Source organism: Arthrobacter sp. 7Tela_A1 (assembly GCF_049311065.1).
Lineage (GTDB): Bacteria > Actinomycetota > Actinomycetes > Actinomycetales > Micrococcaceae > Arthrobacter_B.
The window spans coordinates 17337-43763 of the sequence record NZ_JAXIOO010000027.1 but is presented as its reverse complement, the minus strand read 5'-3'; the positions used below and the strand labels follow the sequence as shown (position 1 = coordinate 43763).

The following is a 26427-nucleotide window of genomic DNA, read 5'->3' as shown; positions in this document are numbered from 1 at the left end:
CCGCAGGCGGACAGGGTCAGTGCTGCAGCGGCTGCCATGGCGGCAACTGCGTAACGGGTAGTGCGCATTTTTTCTCCTTGCATTGCGGCGGTGGTCCGTGGGGACAACCGCCTTGCCTCAAAGGGTGGGATAGAACGGGGGTGCCTAGTGGGCGAGGATCTTGCCGAGGAAGTCCTTGGCGCGGTCGCTCTTGGGATTAGTGAAGAACTCTTCGGGAGTTGCCTGCTCGACGATCTGGCCGTCGGCCATGAAGATCACGCGGTCTGCCGCCTTGCGGGCGAAGCCCATTTCGTGGGTGACCACGATCATGGTCATGCCCTCCTTGGCCAGCTCGACCATGGTGTCCAGGACCTCGTTGATCATTTCGGGGTCCAGTGCGGAGGTCGGCTCGTCGAAGAGCATGACCTTCGGCTTCATGGCCAGCGCCCGGGCGATGGCAACGCGCTGTTGCTGTCCGCCCGAAAGCTGGGCCGGCAGCTTGTTGGCCTGGTTGTCGACGCCGACGCGCTTCAGCAGCGCCATCGCCTTTTCCTTGGCCTCCGCGGATTTCATCCGCTTCACCTTGATGGGACCGAGGGCCACGTTGTCCAGGATCGACTTGTGGGCAAAGAGGTTGAAGGACTGGAAGACCATTCCGACGTCGGCGCGCAGCTTGGCCAGTGCCTTGCCCTCCGCGGGCAGGGCCTTGCCATCGATGGTGATCTCACCGTCGTCGATGGTTTCCAGCCGGTTGATGGCCCGGCACAGGGTCGACTTTCCCGAGCCTGAGGGACCGATCACGACGACGACTTCGCCCCGCGCCACATCAAGGTTGATGTCCCGCAGCACGTGGAGGTCCCCGAAGTGCTTGTTTACGTTCTTCAGCGAGACGAGGGGTGCTGCTTGTTCAGGCACCGGATGCCCTGATGTTGTGTCACTGGTCATAGGTAGAAGATAGCGAACAAATCAACCCCCGTTGTCCCCGATTGCTCGCGGGCAGACAAATCGTGACGCAAGAGAAACCAAATGACAACCGTTTCGCAGTTGCCAAAGTGAGGTGCGGGCCACACGCAGCCGTTAGCCTGTAGGGATGGCAATCAGTGACGAGCAAGGCATTTCGCGTCCGGTATCGGCAAAGCGGCGGGGGCCGGTGGAGCTGCGCAGGGGACAGGCACGGGTTCCCCAGTCGGACAGGTTCCTGCTGGACACGCAGGACGGATCGCATTTCACGCACACTGATCCCTGGCGCGTGCTGCGGATCCAGAGCGAATTTGTCGAAGGGTTCGGAACCCTCTCCGAGCTTGGCCCTGCAGTCAGTGTCTTCGGCTCCGCCCGCAGTCTTCCCGGATCGCGCTGGTACCGGGTGGGGGAGTCCGTAGGCAGGCTCCTTTCCGAAGCAGGGCTTGCCGTGATCACCGGCGGCGGACCCGGGTCCATGGAAGCTGCCAACAAGGGAGCCGTGGAAGCCGGCGGGGTCTCGGTTGGCCTGGGTATCGAACTGCCCTTCGAGACCGGCCTTAACGATTGGGTCGACCTGGGCATCAACTTCCGGTATTTTTTCGTCCGCAAGACCATGTTCGTCAAATACGCACAGGGCTTCATTGTGCTTCCGGGCGGTTTCGGCACGCTGGACGAACTCTTCGAGGCGATGACGCTCGTCCAGACGCAGAAAGTGACGTCATTCCCGATCGTGCTGGTGGGGACCGACTTCTGGTCGCCGCTGCTGGACTGGGTCCGCGGGAGCCTGCTGGAGGAAGGGATGATCTCTGCCAAGGACCTGGAGCTGCTCCACGTGGTGGATGACCCGGCCGAGGCAGTCAAACTGATCATCGCCGACAGTGCAGGGCACCTCTCGCTCTAGCGGGCTCCGGCAGGGCCTGCAGTGCAGGACCCGCGAATGCCCGGAATGCTGATTGCTGCAGACGCGGGATCTGCGACGATGGTTCGGTGATCATCCTGCTGGCCTTCCTTGCCCTCGCCGTCGTCGGAGCTGTCGCCGTTGCAGTAGCCGGACGGATCGGTCCCGGCCGCTGGCGCCGGACTGCCCCCGGCGCATCAGACCCGGATTTCCTGTACGGGCCCGGGGATACCGCGGCGCTGGGGGAACCGGATCCGCGCCTTCCCCCGGTGCTCCTGCCGGATCATCCGGATGCTGCCGACATCGGCAAGCTCCGCTTCTCCGTCGCTCTCCGCGGGTACCGGATGGACCAGGTCGACGAGGTGCTTGAGCGGCTCGGCGCGGCCCTGCAGGACCGGGACGAGGAACTGGCGCGGCTGCGGCGCACCGACACGGCGGACACTCCCGTGCAGGACCGGCCGGAGGGCCCGCCGGCCAGTTCCGGCGGCCCCGCATCGGAACAGCTTTGGTGACCGCCCAGCCCGGCCCCGACGGAAGGATGCGGTGCCCTTGGGCGCTGGCCAGCGCTGATTATCTGGCCTACCACGACGACGAATGGGGCCGGCCGGTGCGCGGCGATGCCGCGTTGTTCGAAAGGCTCAGCCTGGAAGGATTCCAGGCCGGGCTGAGCTGGATCACCATCCTGCGCAAACGGCCGGCGTTCCGCGAAGCCTTCCGCGGCTTCGATCCGGAAACAGTAGCGCGGTTTGGGGACACTGAAATCGCGCAGCTCATGGCGAACCCGGGGATCATCCGGAACCGCGCGAAGATCCTGGCGACTATCAACAACGCCAAAGCCCTGCTGGCACTGCCCGGAGGTGAATCCCTGGCGAACCTGCTGGAGCTCCACCGGCCGCAGCCCGGCCCTGCGCCCCGCACCTCGGAGGACATCCCTGCATCCACTCCCGAATCCCACAAGCTCTCCCGCGAACTGCGGGCCCGCGGGTTTCGGTTCGTCGGGCCGGTGACGGCCTACGCCATGATGCAGGCGACCGGGTATGTCAACGATCATCTGGCGGACTGCGCGCTGCGCGACGGCGCCTAAGCGCCACGGCAGCTGCTCCTGGTTCCGCGGCACGGGGGCAATTGTGGCGCCAGACACACCGAAATTTCGCCTGCTTAGCATTTGTGCGGAATAATGATCGCAAATGCGGCTCGGTGCCCTAATAACAGGTGATGCCTTCCGCAGCAGTAACGGTGACTACTCGGGGAATAACCCCGAAGTGCACTTTTGAAAGGGGAACTTCAAGATGGCTGCGATGAAACCGCGTACGGGTGATGGACCGATGGAGGTCACCAAGGAGGGGCGCAGCCTGATCTTGCGGGTACCGATCGACGGCGGCGGGCGCCTGGTTGTGGAACTGAACGCCGAAGAAGCCGGCATGCTCAAGGAATGCCTTCTCGGCGTCACCAGCTAGGCTGGTTCCATGCGTCCTCCCCGGCAGATTTCCAAGCTAACGGGCCCCTTGCAGGCTCCCGGAAAGCCCATGACAACCGTCAGCGGCCTTGCGCCGCTTGATCCGCGCACCGGCGAGCCGGGGGAGGGCACAGGCCTCAACCCGGCCCCCGGGGAAGGCGTGGATGTCCTGGCCGTGGCGATAGCACCGGGCCCCGCATCGGAACCCGCCCAGGAGGGTGCCGGCGACGGCGCCCGTCCGGTGCCCGAGCCGCGACGAGGTGCGGTTGAAGCCGCAGTGCGCTACGGAATCGATGTGGCCGCCCGGGCCGAAGCCGCAGGGATCAGCGGCAAAGCCGGTGAGCACCTGGTAGTGGAACCGCCGCGCGGGAACGCAAACCTGCCTGGGAAACTGATCTATCTGGGCGTGGGAGATGAATCTCACCAGAGCCTGCGGCGGGCGGGAGCCAGCCTGGCGCGCGCAACCTTCGGGGCAGAGCGTATTCGCACCAGCGTGGTTGACGGTCTGCCGCTGCAGGCACAACAGGCCTTCCTGGAAGGTTTCTTCCTTGGCGGCTACCGTGCGCCAAGATCCGGAGTGTCGGCCGCCGCCAAGCCGATGGCAGAGCTCCTGGAAGTCACCGGCTTGAATCCGCAGGCCCTGGTCCGGGCGGAAACTGCGGCCCGCGCGGCGTGGCTGGCCCGCGACCTCACCAACACTCCGCCGGATATCGCCACGCCGGCCTGGATGGCTGAACAAAGCCGCGCCGTGGCAGAGGCCTCGGGCCTGGAATATGAGGAATGGAATCCCGTCCGCCTGGCAGCCGAAGGATTCGGCGGCCTGATGGCCGTGGGATCAGGGTCCTCGAACGGCCCGCGCCTGGTACGGGTGACCTACCGGCCGAAGACAACTGCTGCAGCGACCGCCGGGAAAGCACGCAGGGCCGGGAAGGCCGGCGGCGTGGTCCTGGTCGGGAAGGGCATCACCTTCGACTCAGGCGGCATTTCCCTGAAGCCCCGCGATTCAATGCCTGCCATGAAGATGGACATGGCCGGATCTGCTGTCGTTCTCTCCGTCGTGCAGGCAGCAGCGGAACTCGGACTGCCGTTCGAAGTCACCGGCCTGCTGGCCCTGGCGGAAAATGCGATTGGTGCTTCGTCCTACCGCCCCGGAGACGTCGTGCGGACATGGAACGGCACCACCGTGGAAATCGGCAACACCGACGCGGAGGGCCGGATGGTCCTTGCGGATGCGCTTGCCTACGCAGCGGACACGCGGGACCCTGAGGTCCTGGTCGATGTCGCGACACTCACCGGCGCGGCCGCCCTCGGCCTGGGAAAGCGTCACGCAGCTCTGTTCGGCAACCGTTCGGAGCTCCTGACGGCCTTCGAAGCGGCCGGCAGCAGTTCCGGTGAACCGCTCTGGCAGCTGCCCCTGGTCCCGGACTATGACTATCTGCTGGAGTCTGACACAGCGGATCTGGCGCATGTTGCACCGGTCGGCGCCAAAGCCGGCGGAGGCGCGATCCTGGCCGCACTCTTCCTCGAGAAGTTCGTTGGCCAGACGCCCTGGATCCACCTGGATATTGCCGGACCCATGGAAGTCGGCTCCGACTCCCACGAATACTCCAAGGGTGCCACGGGATTCGGGGCCCGGCTCCTCATCGCCTTCCTCCGTGCCCGTGCTGCCCGGACCCTGGCGGGACTGGACGCTTCCTAGAAGCGACCCCGCCGTCCGGGCTACCGGCGTGCTAGTTTGACGGCGAGCTGCAGGCCGTCGCCAGTCGGCAGGAGCGCGGAAACCAGATCGTCGTTATCCCTGATGGCCTTGCCGACCTGCCGCATGGTGTTGGTCAGCGGCTCGCGTGCAGCCGGATCAGCAACTCTGCCATTGTCGAGGGCGCCGTTGACGATCAGCAGTCCGCCCGGTTTCAGCAGCCGCACCGCCTGATCGGTATAGACCGCGAAGTTGGGCTTGTCAGCGTCGATGAAGACCAGATCGTAGGCGTTGTCAGTGAGCCGCGGGAGGACCTCTGCCGCCCGTCCTGAAATGGTCCGGGTGCGGTTCCCCGGGATGCCGGCCTCCGAGTAGGCCTGGCGGGCAGCGCGCAAATGGTCGACGTCGATATCGATGGTGGTCAGGACGGAATGCTGACTCAGCCCACGAAGCAGGCAAACCCCTGAGACGCCGGCACCGGTTCCGATCTCCACGACGGTCTGGGCTTTCGAAGAGGCAGCCAGCACGGTCAGCGCCGCTCCGACTCCGGTGCTCACCGGTGCTACGCCAAGCTCGTGCGACCGCTCGCGGGCACGAAGCAGGACTTCATCCTCGAAGGGCAGCGCCTCGGTGTAGGACCAGGTCGTCTGCTTTTCGGCGCTCATGGATGCAGTTCTCTTTCGGTTTGATGCGGTGGTGTGGAACCGGCGTCGGAATCCGGCGTCGGAAAACCCTGTGAGGGCTGCCCGGCGGATGTGGGATGCATCCAGCCACTACAAGCTTAAGGCCCGCCGGAGCCTAATTACCTTCGGCACGGCCGTGCCGGCGCCGGGGGATCCACTGGAACACGAATGCCGGTGCTACTTGTGTGCCGGTGCCTAGCGTGCTAACAGCAAATTCCCAGAAAGATGCGCGAACATGGATTTCGAACTTGCTGACGATCGCGTGCCCCTACACAGCCACACCTGGAAAGGGCAATTGCTTTGCCGCTGTGAAGGGAGGAGAACCGTGACGGGATCACTGGACGTTGCAGCCCCTGCACCCGAGGACGCCGATTGGGTACGTCCGTCCTGGCAGGAAGTCGTGGAAGCGCACTCGGCAAAGGTGTACCGGCTGGCCTACCGGCTGACCGGAAACAAGCACGACGCTGAAGACCTGACGCAGGAGGTCTTTGTCCGCGTCTTCCGTTCACTGGCGAACTTCCAGCCGGGTACGCTGGACGGCTGGCTGCACCGCATCACCACCAACCTCTTCCTGGACCAGGCCCGGCGCCGAAGCCGGATCCGGTTCGACGGCATGAGCGAGGAAGCTGAAAGCCGCCTGCCCAGCCAGGGCCCCGGCCCGGAGCGGAGCTTCGAGTTCAATAATCTTGACGTAGACATTCAGCGGGCGCTGGAAGAACTCCCGCCTGACTTCCGTGCCGCCGTCGTCCTGTGCGACCTGGAAGGGCTCTCCTACGACGAAGTGGCGAAGGCCCTGGGGGTAAAGCTCGGCACAGTGCGCTCCCGGATCCACCGAGGACGCACCATGCTCAAGGAGAAGCTTGCCCACCGTGATCCTGCCCAGCGACGGGCCCCGTCGGTAGGCCTGAAGATGCCCCGCGTGGCGGGAGCAAGCTAGGCACCATGCGGCACCCGAAACGACATCTTCGCGAGTTCCTGGACGCTGAGCTCCCGCACCGCAAACAGGCCGCTGTCCAAGCGCACCTGGAGCACTGCGCCACGTGCCGCTGCCTCGTGGAAGAGGAACGCCGTCTGCGCAGCCGCCTGCGCGCGATGAACATTCCAGCGCCCGGGGAGGACCTCGCCCGGAGGATCGTAGCGGGTCCGGGGACAGCGGCTGTTCCGCCGGAGCCCCCGGCACCTGCGGGGCCGGGCAGGTATGTGCTGGCTTTCGGCGGCGTCCTGACGCTCGTCTCCGGCTTCGTCCTCGCCGGGGCCTACGTTCTGGGGACGCTGGCCGATGAGCCGCTCACCGCGCCGCAGCAGGCCCACCTGCTGGCAGGCTGGAACCAGATCGCGGAGGAGCCGGAGGATGAGCTGTCCTCCGAGGAGCTGGCTGAGCTGCGGAACTCGGGATGGTCCTGCCCGGAACTTGCCGAGCTGGGGTTCACTGTGGAAAGCGCCCGGACCGAGACGGTGGCCGGCCATCCCGCTGTCGCCATGGTCCTGGTACGCGGCGAAGAGAGAATCTTTCTCTACGAACAACGGCCGTGGCAGGGCGGAAAGAACAATGAAGTCCTGCACGCGGTCAGCGGCAGGCCCGTCGCCGAAGCGGGCTTCACCGCCCGGGAAGGCACTCCGACGGCTCCGCAAATCTGGCAGGCACCGTCCCGGCCGGGCGAGGCTGTTCTGTCTACCGGAAATGTGACGTACACCTTGGCCTCATCTGCTCCGGCCGAAACGGTGACCGGCGCTGTCAGCGAACTCTCACTGAGTGAGTCTGCACGCCTGCTGGTTCCCGCATCGGCTGGGGAAGACACGGCCGTGCAGCGGATCCTGCGCGGACTGTCGGTTCTTGCCGGAGCCGGGGGATCACTGTGAGTCCATTCTCTGAGTGGCTTGTTTCCGCCGGGAAAAGGTAACCTTCAAACGTGTTCGGAATAAATGGCTATGAGCTGATCGTGCTGGCAATCCTTGCCGTGGCCATTCTTGGACCCGAGCGCCTGCCGGAATACGCGTCCCAACTGGCCCGCCTGGTGCGTGAGCTGCGCCGGATGGCCACCGGGGCCAGGGAACAGCTGCGCGAAGAAGTGGGTCCCGAAATCGATGACGTCGACTGGCGGAAGCTCGATCCGCGCCAGTACGACCCTCGGCGGATCATCAAGGAAGCACTGCTTGACGATGTTGAGGAAGCCGTGCGGCCGGCGTCGAAACCGCATGCAGCCCGTCGCCCGGCAGCGGCGACGGCCACCGCAGCGGCGGCAACTGCGGCAGCTGCAGCAACTGCGGCAGCTCCGGCCGCAGCGTCCACTCCTGCTCCGCCGTTCCAGCGCCTCGAGCGCCTGGGCGACGGGGAAAAGGCGCCTTTCGACGTGGAAGCAACCTAGCCGTCCCCTCAGACGGACCCGTCCAACACACTGACCTGTTCAGGAACGCGGGGAAACTCCCAGATTCAGCCCGGAAAGGCCGCGTGGACGGCTGGCCAGCGAAGCTGCGATCCTGCGCAGTTCGGCCCCAGCGCTTTCCGGTTCCGCGGCGGACTCATCCAGGACCACGGGCAGCCCGGCGTCCCCGCCCTCGCGCAGCCGGACATCCAGCGGAATACTTCCGAGCAGCGGAACCTCATACCCCAGTGCTTTACCCAGGCGGCCGGAGACGAGCGCGCCGCCGCCGGAACCGAAGAGCTCCATCCTTTCGCCTCCAGGCAGGGGCAGCCAGGACATGTTCTCGATGACGCCGGCGACCTTTTGTCCGGTCTGGGCGGCGACGGTTCCGGCGCGTTCAGCCACTTCGGCGGCAGCAGCCTGCGGGGTGGTCACCACCAGGATCTCGGAGGACGGCAGCAGCTGTCCCACGGAGATCGCGATGTCCCCGGTACCCGGCGGAAGGTCGAGCAGAAGCACGTCCAAATCGCCGAAGTAGACGTCGGTCAGGAATTGTTCCAGGGCCCGGTGCAGCATGGGTCCGCGCCAGGCGACGGGCTTGTTGCCGTCCAGGAACATGCCGATGGAAATCGTCTTGATGCCGTACGCGACGGGAGGCAGGATCATTTCGTCGACGCGGGTCGGCGGCGCGGTGATTCCCAGCAGCCCCGGAACGGAGAAGCCGTGGACGTCGGCGTCGATCACTCCCACACGAAGCCCGGATGCCGCCATCGCCGCTGCCAGGTTGACCGTGACCGTTGACTTGCCCACACCGCCCTTGCCGCTGGCAACCGCGTAGACGCGGGTGAGGGAGCCGGGCCGGTTGAACGGCACACCGCGCTGGCCGCCGGGACCCCGGAGCCTGGTCTTGAGTTCTTCACGCTGTTCCGGACTCATCACATCGAGGTCCACGCTGACGGATGTGATGCCCGGGACAGCGGAGAGCTCGCGTTCGACGTCGGCGGTGATGGTTTCCCGCAGCGGGCACCCGGCGATGGTGAGCAGGACACCGATCCGGGCGGCGCCGTGTTCATCCACCTCCACGCTGCGCAGCATCCCAAGTTCGGTGATGGGCCGGCGCAGCTCCGGATCGATGACCCGTTCCAGGGCCGTGCGGGCCTCCTGAAGCAGGGAGGGGCCAGTCTGGTTAGCGGGCACTGCCTAGTCGTCTCCTGCGCTCTTGGACAGCGAAGCGGTTCCATCCTGCGTGCGCCGCCGCTGCTGCCCGCGCCGCTGGCTGTCGTCCCGGGCATCATTGGCCTCGATGAGCTCTTCGAGCAGCCCGCGGATCTCGGACCGTACATAGTCGCGGGTAGCTACCTCCCGCAGCGCAATGCGCAGCTCGGCAATTTCACGGGTGAGGTACTCGGTGTCGAGGAGGTTGCGCTCGGCGCGTTCCCGGTCCTGCCGCATGGACACCCGGTCGCGGTCATCCTGCCGGTTCTGCGCCAGGAGCAGCAGGGGAGCGGCGTAGGAAGCCTGCAGGGAGAGCATCAGGGTCAGCAGGGTGAATCCGAGGGCCACGCTGTCGAAGCGGAGCGGCTCAGGGCCCCAGGTGTTCCAGACGAGCCACAGAACGCAGAACACCGTCATGTAGAGCAGGAACTGCGGAGTGCCCATAAACCGGGCGAAGTTTTCCGTGGCGTGGCCAAAGGCATCGGGGTTTGGGGACAGCCGGGGGAACCACCTGGTTCGGGCGGTTCGCGGAGTGTCGAGGCCGTCGGTACGGGGATGGTTCTTCTCAGCCATTGTTCCTTCCCTGCCACGTTATGGGGCCGGTTTCATCGGAAGCGCGCCAGTCGTCCGGGAGCAGGTGGTCCAGCACGTCGTCGACGGTGACAGCTCCCACGAGCCGCCCGGCGTCGTTCACTACCGGCAGTGAGTTCAAGTTATAGGTTGCGAGCATCCGGGAGATTTCGGCGATGTTGGCGAAGTCCCGCACCGCCTCCAGATCCGTGTCCAGGATGTTGCCCAGTGCTTCGGGCGGCGCCGTGCGCAGGAGCTGCTGGATGTGGACGACGCCAAGGTAGCGTCCTGTCGGGGTCTCAAGCGGCGGCCGGCAGACATAGATGGAGGACGCGAGGGCCGGTGTCAGTTCCTCACGGCGGACGTGGGCCAGTGCCTCGGCAACGGTAGCTTCGGGCGGAAGAATGACCGGCACCGGCGTCATCAGTGAACCGGCGGTATCTTCCTCGTATTCCAGCAGGCGCCGCACGTCGCGGGCGTCCTCCGGTTCCATCAGCTGCAGCAGCTCTTCCTTCTGTTCCTCAGGCAGTTCGTTGAGCAGGTCGGCGGCGTCGTCGGGATCCATTTCCTCCAGCACGTCGGCAGCGCGTTCCAGATCCAGGGACTGCAGGATCTGTACCTGGTCATCATCCGGAAGTTCCTGGAGCACGTCTGCCAGGCGCTCGTCCTGGAGTTCGCTGGCTACTTCGATCCGGCGCTTGCCGCTCATTTCGTGGAGCGCCTCGGCGAAGTCCGCAGCTTTCAGGTCGTCGTGCTGGGCGACGAACTGGGTTGCGGCCTGGGGGCCGGTGATGTCCCAGTGGCCGATTTCGGCCCAGTCGACGATCAGCAGCTCACCGCGCCGCCGCAGGCCGCGCAGCCGCGACTGCGAACCGCCGCGCCGGACGAAAAGACTTGAAACGTGCCAGTCTCCCGCACGGTTCTGTTCAATGGCGATGTCCTCCACGGTCGCGTCGCCGCTTCCATCCGCCAGTGATACCTTGCTGTCAAAGAGCTCAGCGACAACCAGCATTTCAGCGCCGCGCTGCTGAAAGCGCCGCAGGTTCACCAGACCGGTGCAGATAATCTGCCCCGGATCCATGGAGGTAATGCGCGTGATGGGCACAAAGACGCGCTTCTTGCCGGGCACTTCCACCACGATTCCGACCGCCTGCGGGGGACGGCCGGCACCGCGGTCCAGCACGACCGCGTCCCGCAGGCGCCCGAGGCGGTCGCCGAGGGGGTCGAAGACATCGAGGCCCAGCAGCCGTGCAACGAAGACGCGCGTAGGATTTGTGCTCACCCTACTTAGGCTACTTGGCGGCGGCAGGATCGGTGCATTCAGGCGCCGAGAGAGCGTGGCCGCGTTCACTGCGAGCGATACATCCACCCACTGGCGGCACAACTGCGAAACAATGGGGGAATGTCGAACCTCTTTGGCGCCTCAGCGCAGCGTGACCCGGGACGGACCTTGCCCAGGGGTGAGCTCGTGGGCCGTTACACGGCCTACCTGGACGCGCAGAAGGCCGTCGATTACCTGGCCGATTCCAAGTTCCCTGTCCAGCACGTCACGATTGTGGGCAACGAACTGAAATCCGTGGAGCGGGTGACCGGGCGGCTCACCTACCCCCGGGTCGCCTTGTCCAGCGCCGCGACGGGAGCCTGGTTCGGTCTCTTCGTTGGACTGGCCCTCATGCTCTTCGGCGGCGGGGACTCCTATATCTCCCTGATCCCTTCCATGGCGCTTGGTGCGGTGTTCTGGCTCCTGTTCGGAGTCCTGGCCTATGCCTTCCAGCGCGGCCGCCGGGACTTCACCTCCACGAACCAGATGGTCGCGACCAGTTACGACGTCGTGGTGTCGCCGGAAGCGGCGCACGAGGCTCGGCGCCTGCTGGCCCAGCTCCCCATGGTGGGCCAGGCCGGACATCCGGCTCCAGGCGCGCCGTACCAGCAGCCGGGCCCACAGCCTCCGTATCAGCAGCAGCCGCCGTATCAAGGCCAGCAGCCCCCGTACCAGCAGCAGCCTCCGTATCAGCAGCAGCCGCAGGGACCTGCACCGGAGCGCCCCTCCACCTGGGCAGACCCCTACGGCACCCGGGATGCCGGACGCCGCGAAGTACCTGTGGACGGAACCAATGTCCCGGGATCCCGCGGACCCGCCGACGTCCAGTCTCCCCAGGGCCCCGGAGGGCAGCCGCAGGCAGCCCCGCCTGCCGGGGAAACACCGCGTGGGCAGTTCCCCGATCTTCCGGACGGTCGTCCCCGCTACGGGGTCCGGCTGCCCCAGGGTGCGCCGAGCCACGTTCCAGGGCATGGCGCTTCTGCGGCGCCTGACCCGGCCCAGGACTCGGCACAGGACACAAACCCGCGCCAGGAGGCGAGGCAGGAGAGTTCAGACCAAGACGACAGTCCACATCAGGACAGCGCCGGCCAGGACAGCGCCGGCCAGGACAGTCCACATCAGGACAGCGCCGGCCAGGACAGTCCACATCAGGACAGCGCCCGCGAGGAGCAGCAGGACCAGCGCGGCTAAGCACGCTGCCTCAAGCGACCTACAAAAAGCGCCCCGCCCGGGCACCCCGGCCGGGCGCTTTTGTGGCTCCTGTGGGCTATCCGCCGGCGGCGGGCCCGCGGGAGCGAGGCCTACGAGGCGGCGTAGATGCCTGCCATCCAGTCCTCGACGTCGTCGGGATTCCGGGGCAGCGCGGAGCTCAGGTTCTCCGCGCCGTCGGAGGTGATCAGCACGTCGTCTTCGATCCGGATGCCGATTCCGCGGTACTCCTCGGGAATGGTGAGGTCCTCTTCCTTAAAGTAGAGGCCGGGTTCGATGGTGAAGACCATGCCCTCTTCGATGATCCCGTCCAGGTAGAGTTCCCGCCGGGCCTGCGCGCAGTCATGCACGTCCAGGCCGAGGTGGTGGCTCGTGCCGTGCGGCATCCAGCGGCGGTGCTGCTGGCCCTCCTCGGACAGCGCTTCTTCCAGCGGAACCGGAAGCAGGCCCCAGGACTCGAGGCGCTCAGCGAGCACCCGCACGGCGGCGGCATGCACGTCGCGGAACTTGTTGCCGGGCTTGGCAGCTGCGAAACCGGCATCAGCGGCGTCCAGGACTGCCTGGTACACACGCCGCTGGACCTCGGAGAACGTGCCGTTGACCGGCAGGGTGCGCGTGATGTCAGCGGTGTAGAGGCTGTCTGCTTCCACTCCGGCATCCAGGAGGAGAAGGTCTCCGGCGTGGACGGCACCGTTGTTGCGGATCCAGTGCAGGACGGTCGCATTGTTGCCGGAAGCAGCGATGGTGTCGTAGCCCAGGTCGTTGCCTTCTTCGCGGGCCCGGGCGAAGAACGCGCCTTCGACTACACGCTCCCCGCGGGGATGGGTGATGGCACGGGGGAGCGCCTTGACGACCTCCGTGAAGCCGTTGACCGTTGCGGCCACCGCTTCGCGCATCTGGGCAATTTCCCAGTCATCCTTGATGAGCCGGATCTCAGAGAGCGCTTCGGTGAGCTCTTCATCCTTTGCATCAAGGGCGCTGAAATCCATGTTCTCCGGGTCCATTGCCGTGTTGTAGCGGACGGTATCCACCAGCGCATCGACCATTTCGTCGACCTTGCGCAGCAGGCGGACGGAGATGCCGCCGAACTGCGGGTCTCCGACGTTGCCCGTGATGGCCGTCTCCGCGCCGGAGATGTCGCGCGCGGGGAGTCCTGTGAGCGCGCTGATCTCTGCCAGGCCCAGGCGGGAGCCGATCCAGAACGCGCCGTAACGGGCGTTGGAGTAGAACTCTTCACTGTCCGTGCCGGCCAGCGGACGGAAATAGAGCGCGGCGGTGTGGTTTCCGCCGTCGTCGCCGGCCCCTTCTGCCACCGGTTCCATGACCAGCACGGCATCCGGCTCATGGTCCAGGCCCAGGCCGGTCAGGTGGGCGAAGCCGGAGTGCGGGCGGAACCTGTAGTCCGTGTCGTTGGAGCGGACTTTCAGCGGCCCGGCGGGGATCACCAGCCGCTCGCCGGGGAACCGCTGTGACAGGGCACGACGGCGGGCAGCAGCGTAGGGTGCCACCTCCGACGCTTCGGGCAGCGCATCGGATTCAGGGGCCCAGCCTGAGGACATGAAGTCCTTGAACGCCTGCGAGGTAGGGCGCTGGGAACGGTTATTCACCCGGTCCTCGAGCGGCTGCCCCTCGGACAGTTCTTCGAGACCGGACTCGGCGGGGTTCAGGGAATTGGCATCAGTAGTCACCCGTCCATGCTCTCACCGCCCCTGAAGACAGCCAAACATCCATGGTCGGCTCCGGGCCCTGCATGCCGCAGGACCGGGGGAGTGCCGCGTAGATTAGGAAGGTGAGAATTGACCTGCACACCCATTCCAATGTCTCCGACGGAACCGAAGTGCCGGGAGCCGTCATGGCTGCCGCACGTGCCGCGGGCCTCGACGTCGTTGCCCTGACGGACCACGACTCAACGGCAGGATGGGCGGAAGCCGCCGAAGCCGCCAGGACGCTGGGAGTGACGCTGGTACCCGGCATGGAGGTTTCCTGCCGGACCGCGGACGGCATCAGCGTGCACGTACTGTCCTACCTGCACGATCCGTCCCATCCTGGCCTGCTCAAGGAGATTGCCAAATCCCGTTCCGCACGGGTTTCCAGGGCCGAACAAATGGTGGAGCGTCTCTCCGAGGATTATCCGATCAGCTGGCAGGACGTCGCGGGGCAGGTGGCTCCCGGTGCGACCATCGGGCGTCCGCACATCGCGGATGCACTGGTGGCGGTTGGTGTCGTGCCAACCCGCTCTGCCGCTTTCGCCGGGATCCTGACCGGCCGCTCCAAGTACTTCGTGGCGCATTACGCACCGGACCCCGCTGTGGCGGTGGAACTGATCCGGGCGGCGGGCGGCGTTCCGGTTTTCGCCCATCCGGAGGCATCCGCGCGCGGCCGGGTGGTTGGCGAGGAGACCTACCACCAGATGATCGACGCCGGTCTGGCCGGCGTCGAAATCGAGCACAGGGACAATCCGGAGGCCGGACGCGAGTACCTGCGCCGGCTTGCCGCTGAGCATTCGCTGCTGGTCACAGGGTCCAGCGACTATCACGGCACCGGCAAGCCAAACCTGCTCGGGGAAAACCTGACCGCACCTGAGGTCTTTGAACGCATCGAAGAGCTGGGAACGGGCACGGGCGTCATCCGGAGCTGAGCCGAACCAGGCTACAGGGCGGCTGCTTCGGTTCCGGCTGAGCTCTTTTTGGCCGTCCCCCGGGCACGCGCAGGTTTCGGCTTCGGAGGGACAACCTCGGCTGCGTGCCCCAGCCTGGCCGTCATGACCTCAATCGCCTGGGGATTCGCATCGACGCAGACGAACCGCCGGTTCAGCTTGGCGGCAACGGCCCCCAGCGTCCCCGAACCCGCGAAGAAGTCCAGCACCCAGTCACCCTCGCGGCTGGACGCTGCCACGGCGCGGCGCAGCAGGCCCTCGGGCTTCTGCGTGGGATAACCGGTCTTCTCCCGCCCGGTGGGCGAAACGATCGTGTGCCACCAGACGTCGGTCGGCAGCTTGCCGAGCGCCACTTTCTCCGGCGTGACCAGGCCCGGGGCCATGTACGGTTCCCGATCCACCTCCGCATTGTCGAAGTGGTAGGCAGCCGGGTTCTTTACATAGACCAGGATGTTGTCGTGCTTGGCCGGCCAGCGGTTCTTGGCGCGTCCGCCGTAGTCGTAGGCCCAGATGATCTCGTTCAGGAAGCAGTCGCGGCCGAACAGGGCATCGAGCATGACTTTGACGTAGTGCACTTCGCGGTAGTCCAAGTGGACGTAGAGCGTTCCGTCGTCGGCGAGGAGCCGCCACGCCTCGGCGAGACGGGGTTCCAGGAACGCCCAGTAGTCCTCAAACGCGTCGTCGTAGCTGGAAAGCAGCCCCTTGACCGTGGTGTAGCTGCGGCCCTTGAATCCCGTCCGGTCACCGCTGCCGTCGATGCTGCGGACCATGGTGGTCTGCTGCCGCCGCTGTGCCCTGCCGGTATTAAACGGTGGATCGACGTAGATCATTGTGAAGGAGCCGTCCGGCAGGGTCGGCAGATAGTCCGCATTGTCTGCGTGGACTATCAGCGACCCGCCGTCCGGCGTCCAGCCAGGTGTGCTCATCCGTGCTGCGAAGGTCCCGGCCTATTCGGCGGCGGGAGCCTTGCTGACGACTTCGCCGTTGCGGCGGCGGGTGCGGCTGCGGTTGCGGCGCGGCCGGTCACTCTTGGGCTGCTCGCTTCCGCCGGCCGGTGCCTCAGCCGCAGGCGCCGGGCTGCCGTTCTCGGAGCTGCGGCGTGCGCCGTCCCGCGGTGCGCGGGAGCGGTCTGAGCTTCGGCCTCCGCCGGAGGCGGAACGTCCTCCCGAACGCGGACCGGAGTCGGAACGCGGGGCGCGGCGTCCGCCGGCCTTGCCGGTTTCACCCAGGTCCTCGAGCTTCTCCGCGTCAATGCCTGCCAGGACCCGCTTGTTGCGGGGAAGCCGGCCCTTGGTGCCCTCAGGAATGTTGAGGTCCGTGTAGAGGTGCGGCGAGGAGGAGTAGGTCTCCACCGGTTCGGCCTGGTCCATGCCCAAAGCCTTGTTGATGAGGCCCCAGCGGGGAACATCGTCCCAGTCGACGAACGTCACGGCCGTGCCCTTGTTGCCGGCACGCCCGGTGCGGCCCACCCGGTGCAGGTAAGTCTTCTCGTCTTCGGGGCACTGGTAGTTGATGACGTGGGTGACGTCGTCGACGTCGATGCCGCGGGCCGCCACGTCAGTGGCAACCAGGACGTCCACCTTTTCGTTGCGGAAGGCCCGCATTGCCTGCTCGCGTGCACCCTGGCCAAGGTCGCCGTGCATGGCGGCCACGGCGAAGCCGCGGTCCACCAGTTCCTCGGAGAGCTTGGCGGCCGTCCGCTTGGTCTTGGTGAAGATGATGGTGCGTCCGCGGCCTTCGGCCTGGAGGATCCGGGCCACCACTTCGCTCTTGTCGAGGTTGTGGGCGCGGTAGACGACCTGGCGGATGTCCTTCTTGGTCAGGCCTTCGTCGTCAGGATCCGCGGCCCGGATGTGGGTGGGCTTGGTCATGTAGCGGCGGGCCATGGAGACGACGGCGCCGGGCATGGTTGCGGAGAACAGCAGGGTCTGGCGGACCGCCGGCGTGGCAGCCATCAGGGTTTCGACGTCGGGAAGGAAGCCCAGGTCCAGCATCTCGTCGGCCTCGTCCAGGACGACGATCCGCACGTTCTTCAGGGAGAGCTGTTTCTTGTTGTACAGGTCGATCAGCCGGCCCGGGGTACCGACGACGATCTCGACGCCTGCTGCCAGTGCCTCGACCTGGGGTTCGTAGGCACGGCCGCCGTAGATGGTGACGATACGGGCGCCGCGGCGGCGGGCTGCGGTGGTGAGGTCTCCGGCAACCTGTACCGCGAGTTCACGGGTAGGGACCACAATCAGGGCCTGGGGTGCGCCCGGAACGGCGAGTTCGGCATAGCCCTCGTCTTCCGGAGCAATCACGCGCTGCAGGGCGGGGATGCCGAATCCGAGGGTCTTGCCGGTGCCGGTCTTTGCCTGGCCAATGATGTCGTGGCCGCCCAGCGCCACCGGAAGCGTCATGGACTGGATGGGGAAGGGGTGGGTGATCCCGGCTTCAGCCAGGGAATCAACGATGTCGGCGCGGACGCCGAAATCGGCGAAGGTGAGGGTCGGGATTTCTGCCGCCGCCTCCGTTGTGGCGAGCGACTCGGCTACATCGAGTTCTTCGTTGCTGTCATCGGCCGTCAAGTGGGCGTCGCCGACCTGTGAAAGTTCAGTGTTCAATTACATACCGTTCAGTTAGGCATTCTGCGCCGGCAGCGCTCGACGAGCGGGCATAGGCCCATCACGGAGCGGATGGCGCGCAGGTAATGCGTCCAGCGGAAGCCGATCGCGGGCTAACAACTGCTGGCCACTCCAACTGCATTCGGCAAGGGCAGCGGCCGGAAAATATCAAGATCGCGTAGGTACTGCGGGTCTCACGGCCAGGCTGGCGTTGTGTCCAGCTGGCATTTAAGGAACGTGGGAACGACCGGGCATCCAATTACTACCCCTCCAGTCTAACCGGTAGGGGTGCGGGGGGCCGCATTGGCGGTTCCCCGCGCGTCAACCGCCCGCGAGTGCTTCGATCCGAAGGGGCTGTGATCCGGCGCGGGGCGGATGGCGGTTGAGACGAGGGCCACGCCGGTACGCTTGGCACATGAGTGAGTACAACGTTGGGGCCGCGGGCGCCCGGGCATCGGCCGTGGGTACGGCACCGGCCTACAAACAGTTCCTGACCGACCTTTTTGGCGTCATCGCGTACGGTGAGCTGTCCGCGTTCGAGCGGATGTCCTCGGATGCCCGTTTCTCGCCCACACTGAGGGACCGTGCCACGCTGGGAAGGCTGGCGGTCAGGGAATACACCCATTTCGAGCGAGTCACCGCCCATCTGGAGGGTATGGGCGTGGACCCGGAGCAGGCCATGGCTCCCTTCCAGCAGTCTGTTGATGCCTTCCACGACCGCACCAGGCCGGGGGACTGGCACGAGTCGCTCATGAAGTTCTACGTGACCGACGCGATCTCGGACGACTTCTACGCGGCACTGGGTTCCCGCCTGGACGAGGAGAGCGCCGCCCTGATCTCCTCCATGCTGGGCAGCAGCGAGGCACCCGGCGAGGTGCTCTTCGTGCGCCTGCAGGAGTCGTTGAAGGATGATCCCAGGCTTGCCTCCCGGCTGGCACTGTGGGGCCGGCGGCTCGTGGGCGAAGCGCTCACCCAGGCCCAGCGCATCGTCATCGAGCGTGCCTTTCCCGAAGGTCTCGCCGGTGACGCCAGCCGCGAAGACTATGACGTGCAGATCCGCGAACTCTTCAGCCAGCTCACGCGCAACCATTCCCGCAGGATGTCCCTGCTGGGACTGACTGCCTGAGCCGCACCTGTTCAGCGTGGGGGGAAACACGAGCAGAAGGTCCAGCCGAAGCCTGGTGGTTGCTGCGGTACTGGCGGCTGTGCTGGGAACAGCTGGATGCGGAGCAGCGGAGCCGGCGGGAGCGCTTCCGGCTGCGGGCCCGCCAACGCCGGTCCTGGGCTCACAGCCATCGGCTGGACTGACGGAAGCGGCGGAACCGCCGCAGGTTGGAATCCCGCCTGCGCCGCAGGGCGTTCCGGCTGTCGGCTGGGCAGCCATGACGACACTCGCGGACATCCGCGCTGCCGGGGACCGCCCGCTCCCGGCACCCCGGGAGGACCCAGCCTGTTCCCTTGCCGGGTGTTCCTGGTCCTTCGGTGCGGAGACGCTCGTGTGGTCCGCTTCCTCCGGGGCACGTGCCCTGCGCACGGAGGTGTTCAGCAGGTGGAAGTCTTCCGAAGGGAACCTGGGGTGGCCGGTCACCTCGGAATACAGCTTCGGCGGCGACTACCGGACCGATTTCCAGAGGGGCTCCCTGATGTACGTTCCCCGGCTGGGCCGGACCATGGTCTACCTTCCAGAGGTGGAAAAGGCGGCTGTGGTCATCGGCGATTCACAGGCCGGCAGGGACACATGGGTCGGCAAGGGGCTGTTTTCGCTGGGCTACCAACCCGTGATTCTGGGAGCCGGCGGTACCGGCTACACCAAGGGCAACGGCACGGTGGGCAACTATCCCTCAGCACTCGAAGGCGAGGAGTGGCTGATGCCGTGGGGCAAGCCCGGGCTGGTTGTCCTGCAGGGCGGCGGGAACGACGCCCATGGGGCCAGCAACCGGGAGATCCGGCACAATGCCATCGCGCTGATCCGGGAAATCCGGCGCACCTACCCCGAGGCCAGGATCGTCGTCGTCGGCGTCATTGGAGACGGCACCGGACGGCGGGGCGAAGTCGATGACCTGATGGCCAGGGTGTCAGCCGAGGAGAACCTGGAGTTCCTGAGCCCGAAGGACTGGTGGAAGCGCTACTCGGTGCGTTCGAAGCTGGATGACGGCCTGCACTTCGGCCGGGCCGGTCACGATGCGGTTGCACCGGTTTTCGCGCGTGAACTTTCAAGAATCCTGGACCGCCCGCAGGACTAGAGCCGAAGGATGCGCTGCTCTTCGGCGTTGTCACGGGCCGTTCGGCGGGGAACCAGAAGCAGTGCTGCCGTCACCGCAGCGGCGGGACCGGCCATGACGGGAACTGCCCAGGTCAGCCATGTCAGGCCCGGAGTGACGGGAATGCCGGAGAACTGCAGGAGAATCCAGGCCGTGAGCCCTGCTGCCAGGGAGATCCCCGGCAGCAGGAGGATGCCGTACCGCCGCCTGCGCGGGTCGGCACCCCAGACGATGAAGCCGGCCGAGGCAGTTGCCACGGCGGCGAGCATCAGCTCAAGCATGGTGCCTAGAGAGCACCGAAACCGACGCGGCGGACTTCTTCGGCGCCGATCTCGACATAGCCGATAACGCCTGCCGGAACGATGATGAGGCGTCCCTTTTCATCGGAAAGGCGCAGTTCCTTCGAGCCTTTGATGGCTTCGGCGACGGTGTCGGCGACCTGGTCCGCGCTCTGCCCGGACTCGAACACAATCTCGCGTCCGACGTTCTGGATACCGATCTTTACTTCCACCGTGGTGCCTCCTGTGTAAACGAACTCAAGTGAATCGAATCTACTCTAGATTTCCTTGGGGAAGCGGCTGATTCCGCGCCAAGCTAAACGGTAGACCAGCTCGCTGGCAGCATCGATGTCCAGGCCGCCGTCGGTTTCGAGCCAGTAGCGGGCACTGACCTGCGCCATACCCGCCAGGGCGCGGCCCAGCAGCGTCGCCTCAAGGTGGGAAAGCTTGGTGTCCTCGGCGATCACGTCCGCGATGTCGCTGGCGAAGCGGGCGTTGAACTCCTCGATCCGGGAGCTCACCTCGTCGTCGCTGGTCAAATCGGATTCGAAGACCAGACGGTGGCCCTGGCTGTCCTGCGCCACGAAGCGGAAGTAGGCACGCATGGTCTCCCGGACGCGGAGCTTGTTGTCCGTCGTGGAGGAAAGCGCTGTCTTGAGGAACTGGGTCAGCGTTCCAAGGTGGTCATCAAGCAGCGCCAGGTAGAGCTCGCGCTTGCCCGGGAAGTGCTGGTACAGCACAGGCTTGCTGACCTGGGCGGTCTCGGCAATCTCATCCATCGCGGCGCCGTGGAACCCGCGGCTGACAAAGACTTCCTGCGCTGCCTGCATCAGTTGCCGGCGGCGCTCTTCCCGGGGGAGCCGGGTGGATTTGCCGGCGGGCTGGTTGCTCACGTGTCGTTGGACCTCTCGATGGGTGCCGGGTGCGGACCCGGCTCGTGGAACAACAGTTTACCCGCGGGTAACACGGAGGGAAGGCACGCCGGTCCGGCTCGCGCGGTGGCAGCCTCGAATCGGGGCTGCCGGAAGCATACATTGGATGCCATGAGCATTGACACGCTGGCTGCGCTGCCGCCCCTGGTTGATCCTGCGGAGGAACTGACCCGGGAGGAAACCGAGCGCTATTCCAGGCACCTCATCCTTCCGGGTTTTGGCGCCGAGGCACAGCGCCGGCTCAAAAACGCGAAAGTGCTGGTGATCGGCGCCGGCGGGCTGGGGTCGCCGGCTTTGCTCTATCTGGCGGCCGCGGGAGTCGGGACCCTGGGCATCGTGGACGACGACACGGTGGACACCTCCAATCTGCAGCGCCAGGTCATCCATTCCGTGCACGACGTCGGCACCTCCAAAGCGGAGTCCGCACGCGCCAGCGTGAAGGCATTGAACCCCCTGGTGGACGTGGTGCTGCATGACGTCCGGCTCGATGCCGGAAATGCGCTGGAGATCTTCGGAGGCTATGACCTGATCCTGGACGGAACGGACAACTTCGCCACCCGCTACCTCGTCAATGACGCGGCGGAGATCCTCGGGAAGCCGTATGTGTGGGGATCCATCCTGCGTTTTGACGGACAGGTCAGCGTCTTCTGGGGACAACACGGCCCAACGTACCGGGACCTCTATCCGGAAGCGCCCGAACCCGGTGCCGTCCCGTCCTGCGCGGAAGGCGGAGTTCTGGGAGTCCTGTGCGCCCAGATCGGCTCGGTCATGGTCAACGAAGCGGTCAAGCTTCTCACCGGAACCGGCCGGACACTGCTGGGCCGGGTGCTGGTCTTCAATGCCCTGGACATGAGTTTCCGGGAAGTCGGGCTCCGCAGGGACCCGGACCGTCCCAAGGTCACCGGGCTCATCGACTACGGACTTTTCTGCGGGACCGGTGCCTCGGATGCCCGGGCCGAGGTGCCGGGGATTTCAGTGACGGAACTGGCTGCACTGCTCCGGGAACGCGCGGCCGGCAGGGCGGACTTCGACCTGATCGATGTGCGGGAACCGGGGGAGCACGGGATTGTGAGCATCGACGGCGCCGCCCTGGTTCCCCGGGCGGGGATCCTGTCCGGAGAAAATGTCCCGGATTCCGGGCGGACCGTTTATGTGCACTGCAAGTCCGGCGGCCGGTCGGCTGAGGTGACGGCTTTCCTGAGGGAGCGGGGAAACCCCAACGCCTACAATGTCGACGGCGGCATCCTGGAATGGGTGCGGGACATCGAGCCGCACAAACCCGTCTACTAGGGCTTGCTCGGGGGAAGGATCAGGCGGACTTGCTGCGCCCGGTCTCTTCTTCCGGGACCGGATCAGCCGCGGCACCGGGCTGCTCGGCCGGGGCCGCATCCAGCGTGATGCCGTAGATGGCTTCCAGCCCGCGGATGTAGTCATCCTGTCCGCCGTTGGCTGCCAGCTCCCGGGCACGTACGGCGGGAACGTGCAGCAGGGCCTTGACCATGCGGCGCATCGCGAATTCGACTTCCTGGCCGGCGCCGGTGCAGCCGTGCTGGGCACGGACCTTTTCCAGTTCCTTGTCCAGGACGCTGAGGGTGTGACGGCGCAGGGCGACGATTGCCGAATCCAGTTCCCGGCTCAGCTGCGCTTCGGAGAAGGCCTTGGCGGCATCGGAAACAATCCGGTTGGCCTGCTGCAGTGATTCTGCCTGTTCCGCGGGAGCGGCGAGCCGGACGGACTCCAGCGTAATCAGCTCCACGCCGTCAACTTCGCGGACAGCGGGGTCAAAATCGTGCGTCAGGGCCAGGTCGATGATGATCAGGGGCCGCTCGGTGTCTTCCCGGACCCGGCGGATGTCGTCGGCGCCGACCTGGTTCTCCGAACCCGAACAGCCGATGACGACATCGGCACGGGCCACGGCGGCTGCCAGGCTCTCGCCGTCCAAGGCGGTTCCGCCGCGGGAAGCGGTGAAGGACTCGGCGCGTCCGGAGGAGGAGTAGACGCCGATATCGGTGCAGCCGCGCTCCTTGAGCAGCGCCATGGTTGCTCCGGCATAGGCACCGGTGCCGAAAACGACGACGGCCTTGTTGCGCCAGTCAATGTCTTCGGAAAGATCTGTAGCGAGTTCCAGCGCGACGGAAACGATCGAAAGCCCCCGTTTGCCCAGCGCCGTCAGCGCGCCAACGTCCTTGGCCGTCCGTGAAGCTGTCTGGAACAAGCGGGTCAGGGTGCCGCTGGCCGTGCCCTCTTGCTGCGCTTCGATAAGTGCGCGCCGGACCTGGCCGGCAATTTCGCGTTCGCCGACGACGGCGGAGTCCAGCCCTGCGCCCACGGCAAACAGGTGCTTGGCTACTTCCTGGCCGGTGTTCGTGGTCAGGGAACGGGAGACGAGGTCTTCTTCCAGTCCCGAGTGCCGGCTGATCTCCGCGATGGCCGCGGAACGTGCCGCTTCGACGTCGTCCTCAGACCGGGCTTCGCAGTACACCTCGAACCTGTTGCAGGTCGCCAGGACCACCGCGCCGGCAACAGCGGGGCCGTTTTCCAGCAGGGAGGAAGGGACCTTGGGCGCGCCCGCACTAAGCCGGGCTACGGTCTCGAGGTCTACGTCTGAGTGCGTCGCAATAAGGGATAGAAGAACCACAGTGGCTTAATACTAGCCATCCAAACTGTTATCGACGGCATCGGAGACCACAGCGCAGTGTGATTTGAGCCGCATTAGGGGCAGCCGGTGCGGCCGCAGCAGGCCCGCCGTTTAACCTTCGGAGCCGATTTTGGGGAGAATCAGAACATGACTCTCAGCGCCTCTCATCCGCTCATGGATGGCCGCACGGCCGATTCCCCGCTAATCACCGCTTACCGCGGCGGCACGCCGTCCCGGCGGCCGGTCTGGTTCATGCGCCAGGCCGGACGTTCACTGCCTGAATACCGCAAGGTCCGGGAAGGCATCGGCATGCTGGAATCCTGCCTGCAGCCTGAGCTGGCTTCCGAGATCACGCTGCAGCCGGTCCGCCGGCACGACGTCGATGCGGGGATCTTCTTTTCCGACATCGTGATCCCGCTGAAGCTGGCGGGAGTGGACGTGGACATCGTGCCGGGTGTCGGACCTGTCCTGGGCGCACCGGTACGGACTGCCGCCGACGTCGCTGCCCTTCCCCGCCTCACCGAAGAGGCGCTGGAACCGATCCGCCAGGCTGTGGCGCTGACGGTGGAGCAGCTGGGCAGCACGCCGCTGATCGGCTTCGCCGGGGCGCCCTTCACGCTGGCCGCCTACATGGTGGAAGGAAAACCGTCGCGCGACCACCTGGGCCCGCGCACGATGATGCACGCCGACCCGGAAACCTGGAAGGCCCTGACGGACTGGGCAGCCGATGCCTCCGGCATGTTCCTGCGCGCCCAGCTGGAAGCCGGGGCCAGCGCCGGCCAGCTTTTTGATTCCTGGGCAGGGTCGCTGGGGCTCAAGGACTACACCGAGAAGGTGGCGCCGGCATCGGCCCGGGCGCTCGACCATGTCCGCGGCCTCGGTGCGCCGCTGGTGCACTTCGGCACGGGAACGTCGGAACTGCTGGCCGCGATGCGCGACGTCGGAGTCGACGTCGTTGGCGTTGATTACCGTTTGCCGCTGGATGAGGCCAACCGCCGCCTGGGCGGGACCGTTCCGCTCCAGGGCAACATCGACCCGGCGCTGCTGCCCGCGCCCTGGCCCGTGCTGGAAGCGCACGTCCGCGGGGTCCTGGCAGCCGGAGCCTCTGCGCCAGGCCACGTGGTGAACCTCGGCCACGGCGTGCCGCCGGACACCGACCCGGAAATCCTGACCCGCGTGGTTGAACTCATCCACTCCGTGGAGCCGTAACCATGGCCGCAGCCGCGAAGCCGGAAGCACCTCAAACCCGGCAGGCACGCCGCGCCGTCGTCGTCGGAGGGGGAATCTCCGGACTCATCGCCGCCCGTGACCTGGCACGCGAAGGGTTGGAGGTGACGGTGCTGGAGGCCGCAGAGGCTTTCGGCGGCTGCGTAGGCACCCACCGGGTTGCCGGGCTGAACCTGGACAGCGGTGCCGAATCGTATGCTTCGCGCTCTCCGGCAGTACCGCAGTTGATCGGGGAGCTGGGCCTGGCCGAAGACATTGTGCAGCCGGACCCGGCCGGGGCCTGGCTGCAGCTTGGCGGGCCGGATCTGGCTCAGGCAGCGCAGCGGATGCCGCAGAGCGGACTGCTGGGGATCCCTGCGGATCCGCGGGCCGAAGAGATCGCCAAAGCCATCGGACGCGTCGGCGTGGCCCGGGCTTCCCTGGACCGTGTCCTTCCGGTGGCACCCCTGCTGCGCAAGGAAAAGGTCAGCCTGGGTGAGGTGGTCCGGTCCAGGATGGGAGAACCGGTCCTGAAGCGGCTGGTGAGCCCGGTGGTGGGCGGAGTGTATTCCGCCGACCCCGATGTCCTGGACGTGGATTCTGTGGCTCCGGGCCTGCGCAAGGCGATGGCCGAGCACGGCTCGCTCTCCGCTGCCGTGGGGGCCATGCGGAAAGCGGCACCTGCCGGCTCCACCGTTGCCTCCCTTAAAGGAGGAATGGGGGCACTGACCCGGGCGCTCTGTGCAGATTTGAGGCAGCGCGGTGCCACGCTCCTGGCCGGCACCCCTGTGACCGGCATCGACCGGACCCCCGAAGGCTTCCGGGTAGCCGCGGGGGACCTGCTTGAGGCGGACGCCGTGGTGGTTGCGGCGGACGGGCCGGCCGCCGTCGATCTCCTGTCACCTTCCGTTCCGGGACTCGGGGATTTCCGCCCGGGGCCAGGTCCCGGGGTGGCACTGGTGACACTGGTGGTGGACCGACCTGAACTTGACGCCAAGCCCCGGGGGACCGGAGTGCTGGTGGCGCTGGACGCCGACGTCCAGGCCAAGGCGCTGACCCATGCCACCGCCAAATGGCAGTGGCTCGCTGATTCCACCGGACCGGGCACACATGTCCTGCGCCTGTCCTACGGCCGCGGGCTCGGCCCCGGCGAGGCTGTGGACACCACGGCCCTTCGCCCGGATGAGGATCTTTTCGCGGCGGCGCTCGCAGATGCTTCTGCCCTGCTCCAGGTGCCCCTGGAGGAGACCGACGTGATCGGCTGGGACGTCGTCCGCTGGGTGGGAGCACTCCCGTCCGCTTCGGTGGGCCACGCCGAAAGAGTGGCGGCGGTGCGTGCTGCGGTCGCCGAAGTACACGGACTGGAAGTCGTGGGCGCCTGGCTGGCCGGAACCGGACTGGCCGCCGTGACGGCGGATACCCGGTACCGCGCGAAGCACCTCGCCGAGGCCGTGAAAGCCGTGGAATAATCGAAACAGTTCTACGGCACGTAGAAGTTCCCTA

At 66.3% G+C, this 26427-nt stretch carries 27 protein-coding genes; 15 read left to right on the top strand and 12 right to left on the bottom strand.

Going from position 1 to position 26427, the window contains the following annotated elements; genetic code table 11:
* Positions 1 to 144: 144 nt before the first annotated feature.
* Positions 145 to 924 carry an amino acid ABC transporter ATP-binding protein gene (locus TVB01_RS11965; protein ID WP_422456131.1) on the bottom strand — a complete coding sequence of 260 codons (780 nt, stop codon included), beginning with the start codon at positions 922 to 924 and terminating at the stop codon, positions 145 to 147.
* Positions 925 to 1069: 145 nt separating this feature from the next.
* On the opposite strand from TVB01_RS11965, the gene TVB01_RS11960 reads away from it, so the two are divergent.
* The 5 genes from TVB01_RS11960 (at position 1070) to TVB01_RS11940 (ending at position 4992) form a co-directional block, all read left to right on the top strand.
* Positions 1070 to 1840 (top strand): TIGR00730 family Rossman fold protein, encoded by a 771-nt coding sequence (locus TVB01_RS11960; protein WP_422456130.1) that lies wholly within the window; start codon positions 1070 to 1072, stop codon positions 1838 to 1840.
* 86 nt (positions 1841 to 1926) lie between these two features.
* Positions 1927 to 2349 (top strand): DivIVA domain-containing protein, encoded by a 423-nt coding sequence (locus tag TVB01_RS11955; RefSeq protein WP_422456129.1) that lies wholly within the window; start codon positions 1927 to 1929, stop codon positions 2347 to 2349.
* Between the two features lie 26 nt (positions 2350 to 2375).
* Positions 2376 to 2921: a DNA-3-methyladenine glycosylase I gene (locus TVB01_RS11950; protein ID WP_422456134.1), complete on the top strand. Its 546-nt coding sequence runs from the start codon at positions 2376 to 2378 to the stop codon at positions 2919 to 2921.
* Between the two features lie 205 nt (positions 2922 to 3126).
* On the top strand, positions 3127 to 3294 hold the full coding sequence (locus TVB01_RS11945; RefSeq protein ID WP_422456128.1) for a DUF3117 domain-containing protein: 168 nt from the start codon (positions 3127 to 3129) through the stop codon (positions 3292 to 3294).
* A gap of 69 nt (positions 3295 to 3363) precedes the next feature.
* Positions 3364 to 4992 carry a leucyl aminopeptidase family protein gene (locus TVB01_RS11940; protein ID WP_422456127.1) on the top strand — a complete coding sequence of 543 codons (1629 nt, stop codon included), beginning with the start codon at positions 3364 to 3366 and terminating at the stop codon, positions 4990 to 4992.
* A gap of 20 nt (positions 4993 to 5012) precedes the next feature.
* Here the strand turns inward: TVB01_RS11940 and TVB01_RS11935 are convergent, their stop codons facing one another.
* Positions 5013 to 5654, bottom strand: coding sequence for an O-methyltransferase (locus TVB01_RS11935; protein WP_422456126.1), 642 nt, complete (start codon positions 5652 to 5654; stop codon positions 5013 to 5015).
* Positions 5655 to 5997: 343 nt separating this feature from the next.
* Between TVB01_RS11935 and sigE the strand changes: the two genes are divergently transcribed.
* The 3 genes from sigE to TVB01_RS11920 are packed head-to-tail and all read left to right on the top strand — an operon-like array spanning position 5998 to position 8038.
* On the top strand, positions 5998 to 6609 hold the full coding sequence (gene sigE, locus TVB01_RS11930; RefSeq protein ID WP_422456125.1) for an RNA polymerase sigma factor SigE: 612 nt from the start codon (positions 5998 to 6000) through the stop codon (positions 6607 to 6609).
* A gap of 5 nt (positions 6610 to 6614) precedes the next feature.
* Complete coding sequence (locus TVB01_RS11925) at positions 6615 to 7532, top strand: zf-HC2 domain-containing protein (RefSeq protein ID WP_422456124.1); 918 nt, start codon at positions 6615 to 6617, stop codon at positions 7530 to 7532.
* A gap of 50 nt (positions 7533 to 7582) precedes the next feature.
* Complete coding sequence (locus TVB01_RS11920; RefSeq protein WP_422456123.1) at positions 7583 to 8038, top strand: Sec-independent protein translocase TatB; 456 nt, start codon at positions 7583 to 7585, stop codon at positions 8036 to 8038.
* A gap of 39 nt (positions 8039 to 8077) precedes the next feature.
* Here the strand turns inward: TVB01_RS11920 and TVB01_RS11915 are convergent, their stop codons facing one another.
* Genes TVB01_RS11915 through TVB01_RS11905 form a run of 3 tightly spaced genes read right to left on the bottom strand, consistent with a single transcriptional unit; the run spans position 8078 to position 11102 of the window.
* Positions 8078 to 9232: a P-loop NTPase gene (locus TVB01_RS11915; RefSeq protein ID WP_422456122.1), complete on the bottom strand. Its 1155-nt coding sequence runs from the start codon at positions 9230 to 9232 to the stop codon at positions 8078 to 8080.
* 3 nt (positions 9233 to 9235) lie between these two features.
* Positions 9236 to 9823: a DUF1003 domain-containing protein gene (locus TVB01_RS11910; RefSeq protein ID WP_422456121.1), complete on the bottom strand. Its 588-nt coding sequence runs from the start codon at positions 9821 to 9823 to the stop codon at positions 9236 to 9238.
* On the bottom strand, positions 9816 to 11102 hold the full coding sequence (locus tag TVB01_RS11905; RefSeq protein ID WP_422456120.1) for a magnesium transporter MgtE N-terminal domain-containing protein: 1287 nt from the start codon (positions 11100 to 11102) through the stop codon (positions 9816 to 9818). The genes TVB01_RS11910 and TVB01_RS11905 overlap by 8 nt, the downstream gene beginning before the upstream one ends.
* A 120-nt stretch (positions 11103 to 11222) precedes the next feature.
* Here TVB01_RS11905 and TVB01_RS11900 point away from each other — a divergent pair, with 120 nt between their 5' ends.
* Positions 11223 to 12332, top strand: a complete 1110-nt coding sequence (locus TVB01_RS11900; protein ID WP_422456119.1) for a general stress protein — start codon at positions 11223 to 11225, stop codon at positions 12330 to 12332.
* A 110-nt stretch (positions 12333 to 12442) separates the two neighbouring features.
* On the opposite strand, the gene TVB01_RS11895 is transcribed toward TVB01_RS11900, so the two are convergent.
* Positions 12443 to 14017 (bottom strand): aminopeptidase P family protein, encoded by a 1575-nt coding sequence (locus TVB01_RS11895; RefSeq protein ID WP_422456133.1) that lies wholly within the window; start codon positions 14015 to 14017, stop codon positions 12443 to 12445.
* Positions 14018 to 14139: 122 nt separating this feature from the next.
* On the opposite strand from TVB01_RS11895, the gene TVB01_RS11890 reads away from it, so the two are divergent.
* Entirely contained in the window at positions 14140 to 14988 is an 849-nt protein-coding gene (locus tag TVB01_RS11890; protein WP_422456118.1) for a PHP domain-containing protein, read from the top strand.
* 11 nt (positions 14989 to 14999) lie between these two features.
* Here the strand turns inward: TVB01_RS11890 and TVB01_RS11885 are convergent, their stop codons facing one another.
* The gene (locus TVB01_RS11885) at positions 15000 to 15932 is read right to left on the bottom strand and encodes a DNA-methyltransferase (protein WP_422456116.1); all 933 of its coding nucleotides are present in this window, start codon (positions 15930 to 15932) and stop codon (positions 15000 to 15002) included.
* A gap of 21 nt (positions 15933 to 15953) precedes the next feature.
* Positions 15954 to 17609, bottom strand: a complete 1656-nt coding sequence (locus TVB01_RS11880) for a DEAD/DEAH box helicase (protein WP_422456115.1) — start codon at positions 17607 to 17609, stop codon at positions 15954 to 15956.
* 415 nt (positions 17610 to 18024) lie between these two features.
* Between TVB01_RS11880 and TVB01_RS11875 the strand changes: the two genes are divergently transcribed.
* Positions 18025 to 18735 (top strand): ferritin-like fold-containing protein, encoded by a 711-nt coding sequence (locus tag TVB01_RS11875; protein ID WP_422456114.1) that lies wholly within the window; start codon positions 18025 to 18027, stop codon positions 18733 to 18735.
* Positions 18736 to 18790: 55 nt separating this feature from the next.
* The gene (locus TVB01_RS11870; protein ID WP_422456113.1) at positions 18791 to 19852 is read left to right on the top strand and encodes a GDSL-type esterase/lipase family protein; all 1062 of its coding nucleotides are present in this window, start codon (positions 18791 to 18793) and stop codon (positions 19850 to 19852) included.
* On the opposite strand, the gene TVB01_RS11865 is transcribed toward TVB01_RS11870, so the two are convergent.
* From TVB01_RS11865 to TVB01_RS11855, 3 genes are read right to left on the bottom strand one after another with little or no spacing between them, the layout of a single operon-like run.
* A complete protein-coding gene (locus tag TVB01_RS11865) occupies positions 19849 to 20151 on the bottom strand; it encodes a hypothetical protein (RefSeq protein WP_422456112.1) in 303 nt (100 codons plus the stop codon). The genes TVB01_RS11870 and TVB01_RS11865 overlap by 4 nt on opposite strands.
* Before the next feature lie 5 nt (positions 20152 to 20156).
* Entirely contained in the window at positions 20157 to 20381 is a 225-nt protein-coding gene (locus TVB01_RS11860) for a DUF3107 domain-containing protein (RefSeq protein ID WP_152226695.1), read from the bottom strand.
* 45 nt (positions 20382 to 20426) lie between these two features.
* Positions 20427 to 21041, bottom strand: a complete 615-nt coding sequence (locus TVB01_RS11855) for a TetR/AcrR family transcriptional regulator (protein ID WP_422456111.1) — start codon at positions 21039 to 21041, stop codon at positions 20427 to 20429.
* A gap of 150 nt (positions 21042 to 21191) precedes the next feature.
* On the opposite strand from TVB01_RS11855, the gene moeB reads away from it, so the two are divergent.
* On the top strand, positions 21192 to 22370 hold the full coding sequence (gene moeB, locus TVB01_RS11850; protein WP_422456110.1) for a molybdopterin-synthase adenylyltransferase MoeB: 1179 nt from the start codon (positions 21192 to 21194) through the stop codon (positions 22368 to 22370).
* A gap of 19 nt (positions 22371 to 22389) precedes the next feature.
* Here moeB and TVB01_RS11845 read toward each other — a convergent pair whose 3' ends face one another.
* On the bottom strand, positions 22390 to 23718 hold the full coding sequence (locus TVB01_RS11845) for a glutamyl-tRNA reductase (RefSeq protein ID WP_422456109.1): 1329 nt from the start codon (positions 23716 to 23718) through the stop codon (positions 22390 to 22392).
* 147 nt (positions 23719 to 23865) lie between these two features.
* Here TVB01_RS11845 and hemE point away from each other — a divergent pair, with 147 nt between their 5' ends.
* Positions 23866 to 24927, top strand: a complete 1062-nt coding sequence (gene hemE, locus TVB01_RS11840; RefSeq protein ID WP_422456108.1) for a uroporphyrinogen decarboxylase — start codon at positions 23866 to 23868, stop codon at positions 24925 to 24927.
* 2 nt (positions 24928 to 24929) lie between these two features.
* Positions 24930 to 26393 (top strand): protoporphyrinogen oxidase, encoded by a 1464-nt coding sequence (gene hemG, locus TVB01_RS11835; protein ID WP_422456107.1) that lies wholly within the window; start codon positions 24930 to 24932, stop codon positions 26391 to 26393.
* Positions 26394 to 26427 lie beyond the last annotated feature (34 nt).

Bases quoted from the DNA above. Each gene is read 5' to 3' on its own strand.
- moeB (WP_422456110.1), top strand. From the start codon at position 21,192: ATGAGCATTGACACGCTGGCTGCGCTGCCGCCCCTGGTTGATCCTGCG.
- TVB01_RS11950 (WP_422456134.1), top strand. From the start codon at position 2,376: ATGCGGTGCCCTTGGGCGCTGGCCAGCGCTGATTATCTGGCCTACCAC.
- hemE (WP_422456108.1), top strand. From the start codon at position 23,866: ATGACTCTCAGCGCCTCTCATCCGCTCATGGATGGCCGCACGGCCGAT.
- TVB01_RS11945 (WP_422456128.1), top strand. From the start codon at position 3,127: ATGGCTGCGATGAAACCGCGTACGGGTGATGGACCGATGGAGGTCACC.
- TVB01_RS11910 (WP_422456121.1), bottom strand. From the start codon at position 9,823: ATGGCTGAGAAGAACCATCCCCGTACCGACGGCCTCGACACTCCGCGA.
- TVB01_RS11885 (WP_422456116.1), bottom strand. From the start codon at position 15,932: ATGAGCACACCTGGCTGGACGCCGGACGGCGGGTCGCTGATAGTCCAC.
- TVB01_RS11935 (WP_422456126.1), bottom strand. From the start codon at position 5,654: ATGAGCGCCGAAAAGCAGACGACCTGGTCCTACACCGAGGCGCTGCCC.
- TVB01_RS11865 (WP_422456112.1), bottom strand. From the start codon at position 20,151: ATGCTTGAGCTGATGCTCGCCGCCGTGGCAACTGCCTCGGCCGGCTTC.
- TVB01_RS11875 (WP_422456114.1), top strand. From the start codon at position 18,025: ATGAGTGAGTACAACGTTGGGGCCGCGGGCGCCCGGGCATCGGCCGTG.
- TVB01_RS11940 (WP_422456127.1), top strand. From the start codon at position 3,364: ATGACAACCGTCAGCGGCCTTGCGCCGCTTGATCCGCGCACCGGCGAG.
- TVB01_RS11900 (WP_422456119.1), top strand. From the start codon at position 11,223: ATGTCGAACCTCTTTGGCGCCTCAGCGCAGCGTGACCCGGGACGGACC.
- TVB01_RS11965 (WP_422456131.1), bottom strand. From the start codon at position 924: ATGACCAGTGACACAACATCAGGGCATCCGGTGCCTGAACAAGCAGCA.
- TVB01_RS11925 (WP_422456124.1), top strand. From the start codon at position 6,615: ATGCGGCACCCGAAACGACATCTTCGCGAGTTCCTGGACGCTGAGCTC.
- TVB01_RS11960 (WP_422456130.1), top strand. From the start codon at position 1,070: ATGGCAATCAGTGACGAGCAAGGCATTTCGCGTCCGGTATCGGCAAAG.
- hemG (WP_422456107.1), top strand. From the start codon at position 24,930: ATGGCCGCAGCCGCGAAGCCGGAAGCACCTCAAACCCGGCAGGCACGC.